At 38.1% G+C, this 18,562-nt stretch carries 18 protein-coding genes; 4 read left to right on the forward strand and 14 right to left on the reverse strand.

Annotation, left to right across the window (positions count from 1 at the left end; all coding sequences use genetic code 11):
- Positions 1-75: 75 nt before the first annotated feature.
- Entirely contained in the window at positions 76-921 is an 846-nt protein-coding gene (locus ACFFHF_RS10940) for an N-acetylmuramoyl-L-alanine amidase family protein (protein WP_377058127.1), read from the forward strand.
- Between the two features lie 67 nt (positions 922-988).
- Here the strand turns inward: ACFFHF_RS10940 and ACFFHF_RS10945 are convergent, their stop codons facing one another.
- The 4 genes from ACFFHF_RS10945 to ACFFHF_RS10960 all read right to left on the reverse strand — a co-directional run bounded on the left by ACFFHF_RS10945 (position 989) and on the right by ACFFHF_RS10960 (position 4,880).
- The gene (locus ACFFHF_RS10945) at positions 989-2,194 is read right to left on the reverse strand and encodes an efflux RND transporter periplasmic adaptor subunit (RefSeq protein ID WP_377058128.1); all 1,206 of its coding nucleotides are present in this window, start codon (positions 2,192-2,194) and stop codon (positions 989-991) included.
- A gap of 16 nt (positions 2,195-2,210) precedes the next feature.
- Positions 2,211-2,873 carry a hypothetical protein gene (locus ACFFHF_RS10950; RefSeq protein ID WP_377058129.1) on the reverse strand — a complete coding sequence of 221 codons (663 nt, stop codon included), beginning with the start codon at positions 2,871-2,873 and terminating at the stop codon, positions 2,211-2,213.
- 154 nt (positions 2,874-3,027) lie between these two features.
- Complete coding sequence (locus ACFFHF_RS10955) at positions 3,028-4,227, reverse strand: toxic anion resistance protein (RefSeq protein ID WP_377058130.1); 1,200 nt, start codon at positions 4,225-4,227, stop codon at positions 3,028-3,030.
- Complete coding sequence (locus ACFFHF_RS10960; protein ID WP_377058131.1) at positions 4,224-4,880, reverse strand: 5-bromo-4-chloroindolyl phosphate hydrolysis family protein; 657 nt, start codon at positions 4,878-4,880, stop codon at positions 4,224-4,226. The genes ACFFHF_RS10955 and ACFFHF_RS10960 overlap by 4 nt, the downstream gene beginning before the upstream one ends.
- A gap of 700 nt (positions 4,881-5,580) precedes the next feature.
- Between ACFFHF_RS10960 and ACFFHF_RS10965 the strand changes: the two genes are divergently transcribed.
- Positions 5,581-5,775, forward strand: coding sequence for a hypothetical protein (locus ACFFHF_RS10965; RefSeq protein ID WP_377058132.1), 195 nt, complete (start codon positions 5,581-5,583; stop codon positions 5,773-5,775).
- Positions 5,776-5,893: 118 nt separating this feature from the next.
- Positions 5,894-6,508 carry a PH domain-containing protein gene (locus ACFFHF_RS10970; protein ID WP_377058133.1) on the forward strand — a complete coding sequence of 205 codons (615 nt, stop codon included), beginning with the start codon at positions 5,894-5,896 and terminating at the stop codon, positions 6,506-6,508.
- A 111-nt stretch (positions 6,509-6,619) separates the two neighbouring features.
- Here the strand turns inward: ACFFHF_RS10970 and nagB are convergent, their stop codons facing one another.
- The 10 genes from nagB to srtD all read right to left on the reverse strand — a co-directional run bounded on the left by nagB (position 6,620) and on the right by srtD (position 18,174).
- Positions 6,620-7,357 (reverse strand): glucosamine-6-phosphate deaminase, encoded by a 738-nt coding sequence (gene nagB / locus ACFFHF_RS10975; RefSeq protein WP_377058134.1) that lies wholly within the window; start codon positions 7,355-7,357, stop codon positions 6,620-6,622.
- A 75-nt stretch (positions 7,358-7,432) separates the two neighbouring features.
- Positions 7,433-8,548 (reverse strand): ABC transporter ATP-binding protein, encoded by a 1,116-nt coding sequence (locus ACFFHF_RS10980; protein WP_377058135.1) that lies wholly within the window; start codon positions 8,546-8,548, stop codon positions 7,433-7,435.
- A 13-nt stretch (positions 8,549-8,561) separates the two neighbouring features.
- Positions 8,562-9,776 carry an MFS transporter gene (locus tag ACFFHF_RS10985; protein WP_377058136.1) on the reverse strand — a complete coding sequence of 405 codons (1,215 nt, stop codon included), beginning with the start codon at positions 9,774-9,776 and terminating at the stop codon, positions 8,562-8,564.
- Between the two features lie 30 nt (positions 9,777-9,806).
- A complete protein-coding gene (locus ACFFHF_RS10990; RefSeq protein WP_377058137.1) occupies positions 9,807-11,843 on the reverse strand; it encodes a glucosidase family protein in 2,037 nt (678 codons plus the stop codon).
- Between the two features lie 23 nt (positions 11,844-11,866).
- Positions 11,867-12,697, reverse strand: a complete 831-nt coding sequence (locus tag ACFFHF_RS10995; RefSeq protein WP_377058138.1) for a carbohydrate ABC transporter permease — start codon at positions 12,695-12,697, stop codon at positions 11,867-11,869.
- A 16-nt stretch (positions 12,698-12,713) separates the two neighbouring features.
- Positions 12,714-13,658: a carbohydrate ABC transporter permease gene (locus ACFFHF_RS11000; protein WP_377058139.1), complete on the reverse strand. Its 945-nt coding sequence runs from the start codon at positions 13,656-13,658 to the stop codon at positions 12,714-12,716.
- Positions 13,659-13,721: 63 nt separating this feature from the next.
- On the reverse strand, positions 13,722-15,053 hold the full coding sequence (locus ACFFHF_RS11005) for a sugar ABC transporter substrate-binding protein (protein ID WP_377058140.1): 1,332 nt from the start codon (positions 15,051-15,053) through the stop codon (positions 13,722-13,724).
- A 20-nt stretch (positions 15,054-15,073) separates the two neighbouring features.
- Positions 15,074-16,060 (reverse strand): ROK family protein, encoded by a 987-nt coding sequence (locus ACFFHF_RS11010; RefSeq protein ID WP_377058141.1) that lies wholly within the window; start codon positions 16,058-16,060, stop codon positions 15,074-15,076.
- Positions 16,061-16,086: 26 nt separating this feature from the next.
- Positions 16,087-17,277, reverse strand: a complete 1,191-nt coding sequence (locus ACFFHF_RS11015; RefSeq protein ID WP_377058142.1) for an ROK family transcriptional regulator — start codon at positions 17,275-17,277, stop codon at positions 16,087-16,089.
- A gap of 336 nt (positions 17,278-17,613) precedes the next feature.
- Positions 17,614-18,174: a class D sortase, LPxTATN-specific gene (srtD, locus tag ACFFHF_RS11020; protein WP_377058210.1), complete on the reverse strand. Its 561-nt coding sequence runs from the start codon at positions 18,172-18,174 to the stop codon at positions 17,614-17,616.
- Between the two features lie 98 nt (positions 18,175-18,272).
- Here srtD and ACFFHF_RS11025 point away from each other — a divergent pair, with 98 nt between their 5' ends.
- Complete coding sequence (locus ACFFHF_RS11025) at positions 18,273-18,557, forward strand: hypothetical protein (protein WP_377058143.1); 285 nt, start codon at positions 18,273-18,275, stop codon at positions 18,555-18,557.
- Positions 18,558-18,562 lie beyond the last annotated feature (5 nt).

Raw genomic sequence — 18,562 nt, forward strand, 5'->3', positions numbered from 1 at the left:
AAATCCGCACATGTCTAGTTTGTGACTACCCTCCAAAAGGGAAAAGAAAAACATAAAAAGAATGAGGTGAAAAGAATGGTCAAAATATTTATTGATCCTGGACATGGCGGATCTGATTCAGGTGCCGCGGGCTACGGGATTCTTGAAAAAAATGTGACACTACAAATTGGTCTTAGAATTAGAGACATTCTTGAAAGAGAATACTCCAATGTGTCAGTAAGAATGAGTCGGACTGGAGATACAACTGTTTCTTTGAATCAAAGATCCAATGCAGCAAATTCCTGGGGTGCAGACTTCCTTTATTCGGTACATGTGAACGCAGGTGGAGGCGTTGGTTACGAGGATTATATCTATAGTGGCTTATCTAGTAGTTCTCGTACTGCTCAGATGCAACGCACTATCCACTCTGAAATCATTGCGAGAAACAATATGAATGACAGAGGGATGAAGAAAGCGGACTTCCATATGCTTCGTGAAACCAATATGGACGCTGTATTAACAGAGAATGGTTTCATAGATAATGCTGGTGATGCGGCAAAAATGAAGGATCCAGCCTGGATTGAGCAGGTGGCTAGAGGGCATGTGGTTGGGTTAGAAAGAATCTATAATCTGACAAGAAACGGAAATGCTCCAGCCACATCTACTCCTGCTGCGGCAACGGCACCGGCAACGGCACCAGCACCGTCATCAGGTAGAACGATTTATCTCCCAGCATCAGCAGATTCGTGGAGAATTTATCGTGTAAATGATGCGCCTGTTAGAGCAAATGCTATTGGGCAACTAAGACCAGCAAAATTTGGTGGGCTCTCGTATCGTATTGTTGCTAACGGTAATGAACCATACACCTATATTATTGATACAGCTGACTTTGGAAGAGTGAAGATCTATGGGCATTCTAGTACGGGTGCAGTTATTAGGTAAGCTAGGTTGCCTCGAATGATTCGAGGCTATTTTTTGGGGGGAAGCAGAAGATAGCTTCCCCCTTTCTTTAGCTAACAAATCCTTTTAATGCTGTTTTTAATGCCTTCCTCTTCCCCATTTCCTTGAAATCTTTTTTCTTTAGCTTCTTTGGTTCAAGGGAGGTGTAGAACTTTGTTTTGTTTTTAAGCGTGTTCGCTTTGAGAACAAATTTTTCGCCCTCCTCCGCGTTGGCTTTAATTTCTTTTACATGGTTCAGTTGTAAGCCCGTTTCTATTTGGCGACGTTCGATGGTTCCGTTTGCCATCATGACATAGACGTATGACTTCGCACCTTTTTCTTGAATAGATTTAGTAGAAACGGTCAATGCATCGTTTATTTCGTTTGTAATGATTTTTAAGTTCACGTTTGAACCCAAAGGAATGTTTGAGCTAGGCTGTTCATCTAATTCTATTATGTAGGAATACTGAGTTTCCTTTTTTTCCTTTGGCTCATTTTTCGGAAGAGTCGAGATGCTTGAGATGGTTCCTTCCAACTTGTCTTTTTGAAGACCTGATGTTATTACTACCTTCATCCCCTCTTCAAAGGTTGAAATCTCTTTTTCTGTAAGAGTCGCTTCCACCTGTAAGTTATTCGATGTAATGGTAACAATCGGGTTATTTAGATCATGACGAATCTCTTTTACGATTCCAGCTATTTTGCTATCAATCGTCAGGCTGGATATACTCTCGTCCATACTAGCAAGTACAGTTTCCTGTTTTTCGAGTTCTGCTTCTAGTCTACTTACCTGTAATTCTTTTTCATAGATTTCAATTTCAAGTGAGTTGGCCATAATGGTGTTAGATGATTCATTTTCTTCGGTTATTGAACTTTCTATATCACCTAAGAGGTCATCTAAGCTATCAATATTGTCTTCAAGAGCTGCTATATCATCTTCAAGCCTTGATATTTCTAGTTCCTTTTGGGAAATGGCTGTATCAATATCGACAGAGGAAAGCTCTAAGATGGGAGTATTTTCTTCAACCTGGTCCCCTTCCTTTACAAGAAATGCTTCAAAGTTCCCTGTTTTCTCTTCGTAGTATATGTATTCCTCTTCTACTGGAGTAATTAAACCTTCGTCAGTTTGAGATTCTACTAGGTTCTGTTTTTTTACGGTTGTCCATGTATCTACGTAACTCATCCTCTTGATTTCGCTATCCTTTTTGTAAATAAGATAGAGATTGCCGATCATGAAGAGAGTTCCAACGAGGATGACTGTCCACTTTTTCCAGTTCATAATTCTAGCAACTCCTTTATAGTATTTTCTCAAAATCGACATAGGAGAATAATGCCTGTACTAGCCAGATAAAGACGTTTGTGGTAATCACAATGGCTAAGACGATTTTGTGGTTTCGGTTCATGTTGGATTTTACGTATGTATATTGAAGGACTATTGCCCAAATTTGAAAAAAGGTGATCTGAGCTAAGAATAGGATGATATACCTATATTCTGTTATATATTGAGCAATAACTCCTAACGAGTATGGAAGTGACACTGGGTCAAGTCCGAAATAGAAGTGGAACAGGATATTGATGGATTTTTCTATGAGGATAATAGTCGTGATGATTAGTTGAATGTTTACATATTTAATATAGTCCGTGTCAGAAAAAAGCCAGAAGATGAGCGCTGGGAAGAAAATAAAAAGTAGTGTTCCGAGTACCCCTATTAGTACTTGTCCAGCTGCAAACAATAGTTTGGTTGCTTCATATTCTGAAGGAGTTAACTGATAGATTTTGTTTGATAACATCTCGCTTCCTATACCTAGGTATGCACTAATGGAGTAAAGTAGGAAGCTCGCAAAGGTGAGTATCATCGTATACTTCCAGGTTCCTTCTACTTTTTCAGCTTTTGTCAATTGGTGTCCAATGATGTATGGGTCTTTTAATCCGCGGAACAACTGTACACGATAGATCATGTTTATCCTCCAATATTTCGCATATACTCTGATAATCTTACATTTTATTTTACTTGATATGATATTTTTTGGAAATGGAATCGACAAAAAAAGACCACTTCCGACGTGGAGATGGTCTAACTGGAGATTTCATATTGCTCATAAAGTTTGGTTACTAACGAGGGTTGGTACCCCAATCAAGCAACTTTTGTTTCAGTTCGTCTTCCATTTGAGCTAGTTCGTGCTCCGCTTGACGACGTTTCACACGACCTTCTTGCTGAATGCGAATGGTTTCCTCAAGTGTTTGGATGAGGTTTTCTTGCGTTTTCTTGAGTGTTTCAATATCCACTATGCCACGTTCGTTTTCCTTTGCTGTTTCGATTGTGTTGGTTTTTAGCATTTCAGCGTTTTTGAGTAAGAGTTCGTTTGTTGTTTTAGAGACTTGCTTTTGAGCTTCTACGGCGTTTCGTTGACGGATGAGTGTTAGTGCGATGGCCACTTGATTTTTCCATAATGGGATAGCTGTCATAATAGATGACTGAATTTTTTCAATCAGTGCTTGGTTGGTGTTTTGAATCAAGCGAATTTGTGGTGCACTTTGCACGGTAATTTCACGGCTGAGCTTTAGGTCGTAAATACGCTTGTCTAGACGGTCCGTAAACTGCATCATGTCGTTGACTTCTTGGAACGCCATTTGGTCTTGAGTTTGTTCCGCTTTCTGTTTAAGCTTTGGAATGGTAGATTGGTTCAGTTCCTCGAGCTTTAGTTCTCCCGCTGCGATGTATACGTTCAGAGCATGGAAATACTCTTTATTGTGTTCGTAAAGTTTTTCAAGAAACACCACATCGCTCATGAGTGTGTTTTTTGAGCGCTCTAACTTTACACTGATTCGATCAATCTGCGCACCTGTTTTTTGGTATTTCGAGAGCACCTCTTGTAGTGAATTTTGGATTTTTCCAAACATCCTTGAAAACATCGATCGTTTCTCCGGCTTTAGTTCGTCTGGATTGACCTCATTGAATTTCTTCATAAGGTCGGAGAGGATCTCGCCTACTTCCCCTATGTCTTCTTTTTTCACATGCTCAATCATCGAATTTGAAAAAGTCATCAGCTTTGATTGAGCTTGTGTACCGTACGTGATAATTGCTTGATGGTTTTTCGGATCAATTTGTTGCGCCAACTGGAATGCCTTCTCCCTGTTCTCCGGCGGGATCACATCAATTAGCTTTAACGGCTTATCTGTTTGTTGCGTAGCTAGGATAGGTTGGTCCTGAGCTGAAATTGGATCAGCAAAGGGGTTTCCGAGCAAATCGTCTAACATATTGCTGTTAGATGATGCTCGCTGCAATTGCGGTTCTGTGTTACGATCTGTCATTTTATTCTCCTACTTTCTTCATTCGGATCTAGATTCTTCGGTTTGAGGGTAATTTTCTTCACCACGTCAAGCTCGTAGTTCAGTTTATCTATATCATTCGATAGCACTTGGTTTAAATCCTCTTCAATTACATGGGAAAGGTCACGTAGAGCTATTTTTGTGTCTTGAAGAGATATAAGTAGTTCAGAGTTCTTTTTCGGCTGGCTAGATAGGAATGCGTATTTTTCTGCTAGCTCCACCATTGAATCTAAGTGTGAGTAGTAGAATGGTTCTGCTTGGTAGAAGCGCTTTGGTTCTTTTTTTGTAATCGAGTAGATCTTATTTGCTACTCGAAGTGTATCAAGCTGTTGCTTAAAAGCTGCGACGTCTCTAACTTGGAAGAATGCTTTTCTCAAACGTTGGAGCTTTGGCTTTGCTTCCTTTAGGTTCTTTCTAATGTATACATACTCTTTACGCGAGATGTTATATTTCTTGAATGTTTTTGCCTTTACGACTCCATTAGCGATCATATAAGTAATGATACCAGATACAACTGAGATTCCTGACGCTGTAAGAAAGCCATTGTTCAAAGCGAAAAAGCTAACAAGCCATGTCGTAATGGTCGTTGGAAGGGAGATAAAGAAAAATATAAGCAATGCAATGAAGAAGTTCACTGTAATCGACTCCTGACCTCTCGGGATTTCTATGTTAAGTAATACGAACCAATTGTAAAAAAAGTTTCATGTTTAAGTGAATCTAGTTTTTGATTCCAACTAATTTTCTCTATAATCAATATAACCGAAATTCACCATATTCAAAATGGACTTCCTTTGTATTTACATCTAGGTCTCAAGACTGAGAAACTGGGTGTCAGACACCCTCCGTGGACACTTTTGGGTGTTTTGTCTTTTTGGGGTGTCTGTCACCGCTCGTGGACAAAAATACCCATTTTGTCCTTGTGGGGCGGACACTTCCTGGCACCACTTAAGTATGATAGGCCCAATTAAGTACTGATGTCGGACTTTGTAGAAGTTTAGGTTGTTTATCTGTATATCATATGTGGTAAATAATGAGTACTTGATACCTAGGTTGAAGTGACAAATACAAAGGAGTGGTCTTGTGAAGATTAAGGTCAAAAGCTGGAAGATGCTTACTGCTCAAGACAAAATCTTTATTTTAAAAGCCATTAGCTTTCGGTCACAGGCAATGTCTTCAAGTAATACCTCAGATTAATTAACCAGCTATTTTTCCTTAAGGCATTTACTCACTATGCTAGTTAGCCTGTAAACATTCCACCTTTTCAGCCATATTTTGTGAACTTTATTAACATATGTCCCACTGCATGAATATACATACTATTGAAAGGAGGGATTTATGTTGAATAGTTATCCTTTATTACTCTTAGCTGCTATGCTTGCTGGTTTTGGATTGTTACGTGTTCCTGTAAGCGGATTCTTAGCGCCTCTTGATCCACTGATCGATGGCATTGGAGTTTTAACTGTCCTTATCTTTGCTTTAGCTCTTATCTATCATGGATTGATGTTTTTAGCAGGAAAGAAAAAATTTTAACTTATTCTAACCAGACTCTTTGGGTCTGGTTTTTTGTTTGAAAATAGAAAAAGTATTCATAATTCCTTCTTTTGGAATTAAAATGGAATAGTACATAATTTCCAGGAGGATGATGGGGTTGTTTAAAAAAATTGCTGCAGATGCTTTAGGATTATCGGATATTGGTAAGATCATTGACCCAAAGGATTTTGACAAGACAGATGCTGACGATTATGTCATGCATGAGGACAATGAAAGAATTTACTTCTTGATCAAAACAAAGGCTGATGAATATTGCTTTACGAATTTAGCATTGATTCATGTTGATGGTCAAAGTGCTGCTTCCTCTAAGCGCACATTGTATCGTTATCCGTATTCTCAACACAAGATCTCGAACGTAACATTAGAAACTGCCGGAAAGCTTGATATGGATGTGGAGATTAAGTTCCGATTAGGCGATGTTCAATTTGATGTTGATGTACAAAAAGATCAAATTGAAAAACTGAAGGATTTGTATAAGGCGTTGCTACGCATCTCTGAAACTACTTATGAAAATTCAGTTGTAACTGGCTTGGCGAACGAAAGTCTAGCGAAGGCGGTTGCTATTCTTCAAAACTCTCGCACTGAGGAGTTAAAGCTCTCTGAACAATATAAAGAGCTTACTGAGTTTGGCTTTAATTGGCTAACGTCTATTCGTGAACAGTATCATGAGAAGGACTTTGGAGATATGTTTGAGAAGTATATAAATAATTAGTAAACCATTAATAATTGAAAAAGCTGAATTCTCCATCAGCGGGAACTCAGCTTTTATTCACTGTATCATAGTCCTTCGTCTGGTTTACATCTAAATGCTACTTAACTTGTTTTATAGATTCATGACCGGGGATTTTAGGACCGCTTCATCTGCAAAAATAGTTACATGTGGATGTTTTTGGAGTATGGAAGCGGGGAATTTTTCGCTTACCTCACCATTAATCAACGCATTAAGTGCCTCCGCTTTTTTCTCTCCGGAAACTAGCAAAACAATTTCTTTACTTTTCATTATGGTATCAATCCCCATTGTTATGGCTCTAGTAGGGACTTCCTCTAGGGATTGAAAGAATCTTGAATTCGCTTTTCGAGTTGACTCTTCTAATTCAACTACATGGGTTTGAGTCGAAAAGGGAGTTCCAGGCTCATTAAATCCAATATGTCCGTTCCTCCCAATTCCTAGAATTTGTAGATCAATCCCCTTTAACTCTTCAATTCGCGATTCATAATTCTCACACTCCTTAGAAATATTCTTTGCTAATCCATTAGGAACGTGAGTATTTTCTATTTGTATATCTATATGATCAAAAAACTTTGAATTCATGTAGTATCGATAGCTATTTCTATCATTTCCAGATATACCCACATATTCATCTAAGTTAAATGTTGTTACGTTTTTAAAAGACAGAGATTCTTTTTGGACTTCATCAACTAGCAGTTCATACAGTCTTTCCGGTGTTGAACCAGTTGCTAATCCCAGCACAGGTGTGGCCAGAGTATTTATTTTCATTTTTACTAGCTTACAGACTTCAACACTCATCTCCTCATTATCCTTCACTTCAATTAGTTTCATCGAATAACCTCCCTAAACAACAATTCTTGATTCTCCCTTTTTTCTAGGAATCGTCAACCATTTCCCAAAAATGCATCATCTAATTGCGTATTCAGATACACTATCAAAAAAGTGAACCTTATTCATATTTATTTTGAGTTTAGTTGAGTGACCAATTGTCGGGTTGGATTGTCCAGGTACCCTGGCAATTATCGTCTCATTGTTTAACAATAAGTGTAGAAATAGTTCTGAACCCATATTTTCTATGACTTCTACTTTAAGATGAACCATTGAGTTATGTTCGGCACCTTCAACATTCACAACATCCTCACGAATATCTTCAGGGCGTACACCAAGAGTAATCGATTTATTGACATACCCACCTTTTTTCAGTACTTCTGCTTTTTCTGGTGGAATACCCAACCGAACTTCTTTACTTTTGAAAAATAAAGAAGATTGCTGTTCAATTATTTCACCGTCTATAAAATTCATTCCTGGAGAGCCAATGAACCCAGCTACATACTTATTTGCTGGATGATTATATATTTCATGTGGTGATGCAACCTGCTGAATCACTCCATTATTCATAACAACAATTCTGTCTCCCATGGTCATTGCCTCTGTTTGATCATGAGTCACATAGACAAATGTTGCGCCTAGTCGTTTATGCAATCGCCCAATTTCTGTCCTCATCTGAACTCTCAGCTTGGCATCCAAATTAGAAAGAGGCTCATCCATTAAAAACACTTGAGGTTCACGTACGATTGCTCTCCCAAGAGCTACACGTTGACGTTGACCTCCTGATAAATGCTTTGGCTTTCGATCTAGTAGATGAGCAATACCTAAAATTTCTGATGCTTCCTTCACACGACGATCGATTTCCTCTTTTGGAAATTTACGCACTTGCAATGCTAAGGCCATATTTTTATAGATTGTCATATGTGGATATAAAGCATAGTTTTGAAAGACCATCGCAATGTCTCGGTTTTTCGGAGCGATTTCATTGACTATTTGATCTCCGATAATAAGTTCACCCTCTGTAATCTCTTCTAACCCTGCGATCATTCGTAGCGTTGTTGATTTACCACATCCTGAAGGTCCAACTAAGACTAGGAATTCCTTATCCTTTACCTCAAGATGGAAATCTTTTACCGTATAGTCATTATCTTTTCCATAATTCTTTCTGACATGATTAAATATTAAAGTTGCCATACTACTCATCCCCTTATGCTGGATTCAATCTTTGTTTTGTTATTTTGTATACATAAAAAAGTAGGATTGCACCAAAACACGAACTTATGGAGCACGATAAGTACATAAGATTCGGCCCACCAACCTCAAACAAATAACCATTCAGTAAATTCCCTACCATTCCAGCCAATCCGACAAAAACCATATTAAATACACTTTGCCCTGTAGCTTGAATATGCTTTCCTGTAATCTTTGCTACATATTCAACAGCAGCAATATAGAAAAACCCAAATGAGAGACCATGCAATACTTGGATCCCAATCACAACAAAGGGGATTGGAAAGAACAATTGAATACCCCAACGAACAATATAGGCTGTGGCCGCAAATAATAGTGTTTTCTCGTATCCAATGCGGTTAATTACTCTAGACGCTAGGACCATTGCTGGTACATTTGTTAGAGATGCTATCAAAAGCGCTGTCCCTGCCAATGAGAACGATCCTCCAATTGCTTGAAAAGACAAAACAAAATACGTATTAAAAGCTGTTAATGTTTGATTTACCATAAAGCAGCCTAACAGGAACACGATAAAAATCGGATTCGTAATAAGCTCTTTTACCCCTTTGGAAAATGGACTATTACCGGACACACTCTTTCTACTTCTATTAAAAGGTAAGATTAAGACTACTGTAATAGCAGCCACATTTAGTATCAAATAAGGAACCCATATTGAGTCAATTAAGAAATATGAAAGATAGAGTCCTCCGGCAAATCCCCCTAACGCATTCCCAAAACTCCCTAGGCTACGAATACTTCCATATGTCTTCTTTGCTTGTTTTGCCGCCTCCACTGCATAGGAATCAGAGGTTGGAATTTGAGAAGCAGCAAAAATAGTTGATACTGAATAAATAATAACCATCATCATAAATAAACCGGTATTATAAAAATAAGCTAGTATTCCAGGGACCGCTAAACTTAGGGTTAAGATGAGCCGTGTACATTGATAGCGATCAACCAGCATTCCCCAGATGGGTTGGATCAACACCGATATACAGGTTCCTATCGACATTACGATTCCTACCTGGTTACTTGATAATCCATTATAGGAAAATAAAGTCGTTAAGTACGGTCCTAAGAGTCCACCCGTTAGACCTGTTAAAAAATAAAATAATCTTAAGTTATATACCGCCTTCATAGCTGATAGACTAGTGACTTTTGGTTGCTGAGCTACTGATTTTAGTAATTCCACTTTGTTACAACCACCATCTCTTTAAATTGATTATTCCTCTTTAAATGACAACTCCCCATCTCTTGCACAGTAAGTATACTTTTTCCCGCGATAGGAAATCCCCTTTACTAAGGTGTTCCCCCACTTAGGGATTTTCAATTCAAAGTCGCCATTCAGTTGAGGTGTTAATCCTAATCCCCCATAGAGCATAGCTGCTGCAGGCATTGCACTCCACCCTTGAAGATAGGAACCCTTCCCAAAAACTGGATCGAAGTATTCTACAGGAGTTAACCACTGTCTCTCAATTGAGTAGGTGAACCATCGAGTAAGTGGGTATTCCCAATCGTCTCTATTTCGGGTAAGCTTCGCCCAGGCATATACACCACTTAAATACGGCCAATCACTTCCACTATGGTAACGGAATGGGTAGGAAGATTTTTCAACTAGATGTTTTGTATGAGTGTAAGAGGGATAAACAGTCATTACACCCCAATCGCCAAATGGCTGATCGGCATTATTTTTCGTTTCAAGTATATCTGTGAGCAAATCTAATAGCTGCTCTTGGTCTTTATCTGAACCAATGTTAAAAACAGCGGCTAAAGCCTGCTCTATGGACACATTATTCTCACTTACACCATTTTCACTCGTATTCACATAGTTGGCATATCCACCGCCTTTCCATAGCTGTTCTTTTAAAGCCTCTACCATGGGTACAGTACTTTTCATTATTTTCTCTGCCTTTTTCCCTTCACCTATAAAGCGTAAGATTTCAGCAAAGCAGCTTCTGGCACGGATATGAAGCAGAACATCGTAGGTGACTAAACCTTGGCGAACAACATTATCACACCAATCTCGGCGATTTTCAGGCTTATTCAATTGATTTAATTCCAAATCTGTATAACGCTCTAGTTTTCCAATACATGCATTTACTAAATCCAATACTGTCCTTCCCTTTACTTCGACGACCAATAAGTCCGTATCATGAGTCCATGCCAAGTAGTCATGGATCATCATGACAAAAAAGGAGGGAGAGTCAAAATGATCTGGCCAAAACTGTTCAAATTTATTTTGTAAAAAATTATAAATAACTGCACTTGGACAAGATCCGTCTTCATCAATTCCATATGCCAATGTAAGAATTTCATTTCTCACCCATTCGGGTTTAAAAGGTAAGATGGGAAGAATAGTCCAGTAACCATCTCTAAAGTACGTTCTTGATGGGCTTTGATAGTTGACACCTGCATAAAATGCTGCGAATTCCTCTCCTGATTCCTTATATGAGGAATTTGATACATTTACACAAGAAGCAAACATTGAGTTCAGTAGGTTATTTTCAGAAGTAAATAGCTCTTGTAGCCATCGGGAATAATCCACAGCTTGATGATAAGTAGTATTCCTTTTATCCATCAATTCGTTTATCGGTAGGGGGCTTGTTCCTCCCGAAATAGAAATGGTGATGAAAGCAGATTTCCCTGGTTCCAAATGATCTTTGAAGTCTAAAACCATTCTTGGTCCTTCTTGTTCAATTTGAATAGCTGGATGACTAGATGCCAAATGAACAAAGTAATCTTTCCCTAGTTCCGCTTCCCATGAAGTATGAGATTCGTTCCAAGATCCTTTCATTTCCATAGATTCATATCTACCATAGGTTTTAACCATTGATGACATATAACTAGCTAAATCCCAGTTCATGCCATGACGTACAAACACATCTGCAGGCTGGTCTCCCTTATTTTCAAACCTCATCTGAATGTACATCGCATTATCATTATCATTACAATATTGATTCACAGAAACCTCAACCGAATCGAGTTCCTCTCCTGAATCAAAGGTAATGTTCATCAACCGCCCAAGGGTCGAAACCTTTTTTGTCCTCCTCGATGACAGTCTCTTTCCATTAACTGACCAAGCGGTAAACCAGCTTTTCTCTGTGACAATCACCCATTCTCCTGCTACAGAATATTTAGAAATACCAATATTCCCATCGAATTGTCCAATTACTTTTTTATTGGATACATCATATTCCAAAGGCTCATACCAAAAACCCTCCGTAATAAGTGCCTTGTCTTTTGGCTTGGTTACTAACATGGATCTATCTCCCCTTACTGTTGTTATTTAGATGCTCCTTGTGAAAGACCGCTGACAAAATGCTTTTGACAGGCAAAGAATAAGATAAGAATTGGTATGATTGAGATAATGGCATAAGCTGCCATTGGACCCAAATCCCCCATCCTCTCTCCCAACGCATTTCTAAGCCCAACAGGAATGGTTCGTGATTCATCTGAGGATGTTAAGGTTAAGGCAATCATAAATTCATTCCACGTTCTCACAAAAACCAGAATGGATGCAGCCGCAAGACCTGGACGTACTAATGGAATAAGAATCGTTAAAAACATTCGTAATCGAGAAAGTCCATCTATCATCGCAGCCTCTTCAATTTCGTCTGATATCCCTGCAAAAAAGTCCTTCATTACAAAGATCACCATTGGAATTCCCATAGCGGTATATGCTAAGATTACTGCCCAAAGAGTATTTAATAAGCCTAGTGAATGCATAAGCACATATAATGGAATCACAGTTAATAAGGCTGGAATCATTTTCACAGAGAAAATGGTCATAAAAATAGTTTCTTTAAATGGAAACTTCAATCTCCCCAGTGCGTATCCAGCTAGACATCCAAGAACAATGGATAGAAAAAGGGAAACTGCTGTAACAAAGACACTATTTAGAAAGTAAGTAGTTATAGGTGAGTTATTAAAAGCACTTAAATAATTTTCAAGGGTAGGTTTTGTAGGAAAAAAAGTAGGGGGAAAACTCATCCACTCTTCTTCGGATTTAAAGGATAGACCTAACAACCAAATAATTGGTGCGATTGATATGACTACCCATGTCAATACAGGTACATAGATTAGCAGTTTTTTTAGCCATTTTTTAGCGACCATACTGTTCTCCCTCCAATTACTCCTCTTTTGTTTTTAGTAATTTTAGGTAAAAAATACTCAAACCTAAATTTATGACGAACATTAGTACAGCAATAGCTGAACCTTGCTCAAAGGCACCGAATTTGAAGGCCGTATTATACATATGGATACCGAGTAAATTAGTTGATTCTAGCGGTCCACCACCAGTTAACGCATAGACAAGATCGAACTCATTTAAAGTACTTGCCGAGATCCAAATTAATGTGACTAAAATAGTAGGCTTTAACAAAGGTAGTGTAATATGAATTAACTCTTGCCATTTATTCGCTCCGTCAATGGTTGCTGCTTCATATACATCATCATTTATTGATTGAATCCCTGCTAGGAGCATAACCATTGAGAATGGCATCCCAAACCATAGGTTGGCTAAAATTACCATCTCCATAGCCGACTCGACACCTAACCAAGCTACCGGCTCAGAAAGGATTCCCAAAGACATTAGTAAATAGTTTAATAGCCCGGTTTGATCAGGAATGTATAAAAATTGAAAGATAACAGCTATAACTACCGGAGATAATATCCACGGAATAATAATCATCGCTCTTAAAATTGCGTTTAATTTCAATTCGCGCCTCAGCAGAAGTGCCATTAACAAACCAAGTCCGAACTGTAAAACAACACTAAAAAAAGTAAAGAAAAGAGTTTTATATAGAGGTAACCAAAAGCCTTTACCTGTTAACAACTCCAGATAATTCTGTAATCCTACAAACGTTCGATTAAACACTAGAAATTTACTTTGAAAAAAACTTAGATAAACGGCGTAAAATGCAGGATAAAATGCAAAAACACCTATAAATATGAGAACAGGTAACAATAGTAATGCAGCGAGCACCCATTCTCTATTAAGCTTCTTTTTCTTTCTTTTAGTCACTGGAGCAGTCCATTCTTTTTTCAGAGAAATATTTGAGTACTCCTTTTCCATCTGCAGCCCTCCTAAATGTTTAAGGGGAAAAGGAAAATCCAGTTCCCCTCTACTTTGTTCCAATTATTCTTTCCATTCCGCTTCAGCTTTTGCTTGCGCCTCATCTAATGCTTCCTGAGGTGTCATTTCTCCACTAAGTACTAACTGGATGGCCTGACGGTACGATTGTGATAGTAATTCGTAATTTAATGTTTTCGGACGAGGTTGAGCATTAGGGAGAATGTCTACAAATGTTTGGAATACTGGATCAGATGTAAAAATAGGATCTTCATACGCTGATAGTCTTAGAGGCATGTTTCCAGTACCATCTTTAAAAATATTCACTTGATGTTCTGGAGAAGTTACTTTCTCAATCCATTCCCATGCTTCATCCTTTACCTTTGAGTGATCGAAAACAACCCACACTCCATATCCGACTGCTGTAGCAGCTTTATCTGGATCTTCTCCATTTGGTACTGGTATTGGTGCAGAAGCTAATTTCCCCTTTAAACCTTCTTGTGCTAAAAAGCTTGCATCGGATCGCCATTCCCAAGAACCAACAATTGCCATCGCACTCTGTCCACTATTTACAAGACCTTGAACTTCCACTTTTTTATTTAAGTAGCTATCACTAGGAGATACTTTATACTTCTTGACTAAGTCAGACATAAATTGAACAGTATCTACTACTTCTGGACTATTTAATGCTGGCTGTCCCTCTTCGTCTACAAAACTACCACCCATATCCCAAATCCAAGGTAACGATCTCATAGAAGTGTGTTCAGAATCTCCTCCATTTAACGCAAAACCATACTTAACACCTTCATCCTTACCCGCTTCCATTAATTTAGTCGATACATCGATGAGCTCATCCCACGTTTTAGGTGGTGAAGCTGGATCAAGACCTGCCTTTTCCATTAAATCTGTACGATATAATAACGATCGTACATCCCCATCACCAGGTACTCCATAAACCTCGCCATCAAATACAACTGAATCCCATACTTTTTCTGGATAATCACTTGCATGACCCGATTCATCCGTATATTCTGTAAGAGGTGCTAACATCCCCACCGCTTGAAACTCTGCGAGCCATTGTCCATCTAAGAAAGCTACGTCTGGTAGATTGTTTGCTGATGCAGCTGCCATTAGTTTTGTACGAAGACTATCATTTGTAATTTTTTCGATGTTTAATTCCACATTAGGGTTTTCCGCTTGATAGCTATCCATGACAATATCCATCGGCTTTTTCTTATCATCCAAGTAGGGGTCTGTCCAATCCCAGATGACTAACTCTTTTTTCCCGTCCTCATTCTCACCAGAGACTCCCCCACCTGTTTCCTCTTTTGATGAACAACCAGCAAGAACCATACTTAAACCTAAAGCAACACTTAGAAATTTACTTATTTTTTTCATTTCATTGCCCCCTTGATTTCTTATATAGTCATTTCATATACTTGTTTTCTGCATTTCCCTAAGATAAATGCAATTCCACCAATAGCCCCTGCCTCATTTCCTAGAGATGCAGGAATAATCTTTGCCTGATTCGGAGTATATTTTCTGACACGCTTTGCAATTTCTACTATATAAAAATCCCCTCCTTGTGGAACTCCTCCTCCAATAACAACTTTTTCTAAATCTAGTAATGAAATGATATTGGCAACTCCAATCGCCATATGATTTAATGGCTTTTCAAGTATGTCTAGAGCAACACGATCGCCCTTTATGGCTGCTTCAATGACCTCTTTTGCACCGATCTTTTCAATTTCATGATTCACTAAACTTAAAATTAGTGAATGCTTCCTTTGCTTTCTAAAATACTCTCTAGCCCTGTTTCCAATCCCAGTTCCAGAGGTCACTGTTTCAAAACTCCCAAATTCCTCCGTATAAATATGCTCAGAAGATGTTTCATCATCTGTTATTACAAAATGTGAGATTTCACCGGCTGCCTTATGCACACCTTGAAACAATTCTCCATTTAGGATTAATGCTCCACCAATTCCTGTCCCCACAGTAATCATTAGAAAGTTGCTGACTCCTTTAGCAGCACCAATCCATTGTTCTCCTAACGCAGCTAGATTTACGTCATTATTTAAAAGCACCTTACCTTTAAAATGATGTTTTACTAGTTTCTCAACATCTGTATCTCTCCAAGGTAATGCAGGTGCATTGGTCAAATAACCCGTTTCATGATCAACCACTCCTGGTAATCCAATTCCTATTCCACCTACATGGTTTAACGATAACTGCTTCTCTGCTAGCAATAGTTTTAGTTCCGTAAACAAACGATTAAAAAAAGTTTCAGGAACATCACAGGGAGTTGTTGATATTCTCTTTTTCAATATGATTTCATGTGTTGGATTAGCTACGCAGATTAAAGTCTTCGTTCCACCGATATCAATTCCTACTGTGTATGTTTCCAAGTAAGTAACAGTCCCTTCTTCCTACATTAGTTATCAGATAATATTTCATTTCGGATATAGTCCATCGTACTTAACACAGCTTGATGAACAGCTCCTAGCACAACCGCTTCATCTCCTATTTCAGTCTTCTTCAACATAGGAATAACTTGTAATTTTGAATCAAGAATGGACTTCAGCTTTTCAATAAGTAAATCCCCACTCCCCCCAACATCACCTCCTAAAATAATCAAATCTGGTGCTACAATTACACTCAAACTAACTAGTGCGAGAGAAAGAAGATGGCAGTACTCTTCTACAATTTGTGTTGCTACCTTATCGCCTTTGTTTGCATTTTGGAAAATAAAATGAGGCGTCAGCACTTTTACCGTATCTAATAAACTAGATTCCTTTTTCTCTCGTAAATATCGCCTAGCTATTTTTAGCAGACCTTGTGTTGAAATAAAGTCTTCTAGCTTTTTTCCACCATCTATTCCAATAAGCATTTCACCAAGCTCTCCTGCTGCTCCCCGAAGCCCTCTCCATAACACTCCGTTCATAACCAGTCCTGCCCCTACACCAGCACCGATAGAGAAATAGATAAAGTTCTCTTGTTTCTTGGCCACACCATATTGTTGTTCCGCTAAGGCAGCGAGATTAACGTCATTTTCAAGAAGAACTTTACAAGGAAAAAGTTCTGATAAAACTTGAAGGCTTAAATGAGTATCGAATCCTTTTAAGGTTTGAACAATTAGCATTACAACCCCTGTATCAGGAGTAACAACTGCAGGTGCCCCGATCGAGATGTACTTAATAGACTCCCAACAAATATGTCTGGAATTAATCAATAACTCTACACGTTGATAAATCAGTGTAAGAATTTCATCAGGCGTTAAGTCGATTATGTTAAACTGATCATAAAAAAGGAGCTCTCCATAAAGATTTCCTAAAGCCACACGGATGTGTGTGGCACCTATATCAATCCCGATAACATAAAATCTCAATTCATTAAACTCTACTAATGTTGCCTTTCTCCCCTGGTGATTCTCTGCTCTCCCAACATTCCTAATAAGCTCATTTTCCAACAAATTAGTAACAGCTGATGAGATGGTTGGTTTACTAAGACCAGTTATCCTGCTCAAATCTGCTCTAGATAAACTTCCATGCTGTATTAGTACCTCTAATACTAATTTTTCATTTAAGTTTCTTATCAATTGAGGATTCCCTTTTGTCTCCATCATCATAGTCCTCCGATTTAGTTAGTAAAGTTTCCTTACTAACTAACTAAAAAATATAGCCACTATTTTTGGCAGCTAAAACTTCTTCGGTATTTCCAATAAATTAGTTAGTAAACTATACTTACTAATTTTTTATAAAGTAATTAAATTCGCTCTACATAATCTGATTATTTCAATATCAGTTATTTAGTTGTATTATTAATCAATCAAAATAAGCTGTCCATTTTGGTGTTAGGTTACCTGACATAGAATTTTAAAAACTACTAAAAAAAGATCCTCTCTTGAAAAAGAGAGGATCTTTTTGAGCAATTCTTTAATTATTGATAAGTTTATCTAGTTCTACTTTTTCTTCGCATAAATAATATACCGCTCCGGCGCATCACCTATATATCCAAATGGATAACAGGTAGTTAGGATAAGTTCTTCCTCCTGATTTTGTAACGTAATAACGCTCGTATCTTCAGCATCAACGATTTTTGTATTCACTATTTTATATGATGTTTCTCCGTAGGACATTTTCATTACGAATTCATCACCAATGTCAAGCTCCCCTACTCGTTTAAATACGGTATCACGGTGGCCTGATAAGACAATTTGACCACCTTGTTCTGGATAAAAGGAACCTCTGTAATGTCCCACTCCTTTAGCGAGTTCGTCTGGTTCCGTTCCTTCGACAATGGCTAACTCTGATTCTATTTTAGGAAGAAAAAGCAAGCCTACCACTTCCCCAACCACTGGCTCAAAATTTGATTCATCCTCTTGGTCATCCTGCACTTCCACTTTCCCTTTTGCTTCCTTCAATGATTTCTCTGCTTGTATATTCGAATGCATAATCTGATACCCTGCATAACCAGTTATTCCCAACCCTAAAAGAATGAAAAGATAAATAATGGACTTAATTTTGACCAGTCCTCCTTTTCTCATAATTATAGCAATGTTTATAAAATTTTCTGTTAAAATTTGTTATATACTTATAGAAAAAAGTGGAGGAAACCTTAATGAAGCTAATATTATTTTTTGCATTGATGCTTTTTTCCTTAGTCTTATCATTACTAGTTGGTCGTTTGTCTTTAAAGAATTCAACTAATCTATGGAGACCTTTTATGTACTCGGTATTCACCAATATCGTTATTTTAGGACTCGCTAGTATCTGGTGGTTTTTAACTGAAACGGATGGGATTAGTCAGGGTCTTGGTGTTATATACTATTGCATTGCAATGGCTTTGATCTCATTGGTTAACCTCGTTGTATTATCCATATTCCGTTCCAAACTAGATTCCTAGTGAAA

The organism is Robertmurraya beringensis (assembly GCF_042433785.1).
Lineage (GTDB): Bacteria > Bacillota > Bacilli > Bacillales > Cytobacillaceae > Robertmurraya_A > Robertmurraya_A beringensis.

Excerpts from the sequence above, each read along its gene's own strand:
- ACFFHF_RS11005 (WP_377058140.1), bottom strand. The coding sequence starts at position 15,053 with ATGAAAAAAATAAGTAAATTTCTAAGTGTTGCTTTAGGTTTAAGTATG.
- nagB (WP_377058134.1), bottom strand. The coding sequence starts at position 7,357 with ATGAAACTAATTGAAGTGAAGGATAATGAGGAGATGAGTGTTGAAGTC.
- ACFFHF_RS10980 (WP_377058135.1), bottom strand. The coding sequence starts at position 8,548 with ATGGCAACTTTAATATTTAATCATGTCAGAAAGAATTATGGAAAAGAT.
- ACFFHF_RS10995 (WP_377058138.1), bottom strand. The coding sequence starts at position 12,697 with ATGGTCGCTAAAAAATGGCTAAAAAAACTGCTAATCTATGTACCTGTA.
- ACFFHF_RS10940 (WP_377058127.1), top strand. The coding sequence starts at position 76 with ATGGTCAAAATATTTATTGATCCTGGACATGGCGGATCTGATTCAGGT.
- ACFFHF_RS10990 (WP_377058137.1), bottom strand. The coding sequence starts at position 11,843 with ATGTTAGTAACCAAGCCAAAAGACAAGGCACTTATTACGGAGGGTTTT.
- ACFFHF_RS10965 (WP_377058132.1), top strand. The coding sequence starts at position 5,581 with ATGTTGAATAGTTATCCTTTATTACTCTTAGCTGCTATGCTTGCTGGT.
- ACFFHF_RS10945 (WP_377058128.1), bottom strand. The coding sequence starts at position 2,194 with ATGAACTGGAAAAAGTGGACAGTCATCCTCGTTGGAACTCTCTTCATG.
- ACFFHF_RS10950 (WP_377058129.1), bottom strand. The coding sequence starts at position 2,873 with ATGATCTATCGTGTACAGTTGTTCCGCGGATTAAAAGACCCATACATC.
- ACFFHF_RS11000 (WP_377058139.1), bottom strand. The coding sequence starts at position 13,658 with ATGGAAAAGGAGTACTCAAATATTTCTCTGAAAAAAGAATGGACTGCT.
- ACFFHF_RS10955 (WP_377058130.1), bottom strand. The coding sequence starts at position 4,227 with ATGACAGATCGTAACACAGAACCGCAATTGCAGCGAGCATCATCTAAC.
- ACFFHF_RS11015 (WP_377058142.1), bottom strand. The coding sequence starts at position 17,277 with ATGATGGAGACAAAAGGGAATCCTCAATTGATAAGAAACTTAAATGAA.
- ACFFHF_RS11025 (WP_377058143.1), top strand. The coding sequence starts at position 18,273 with ATGAAGCTAATATTATTTTTTGCATTGATGCTTTTTTCCTTAGTCTTA.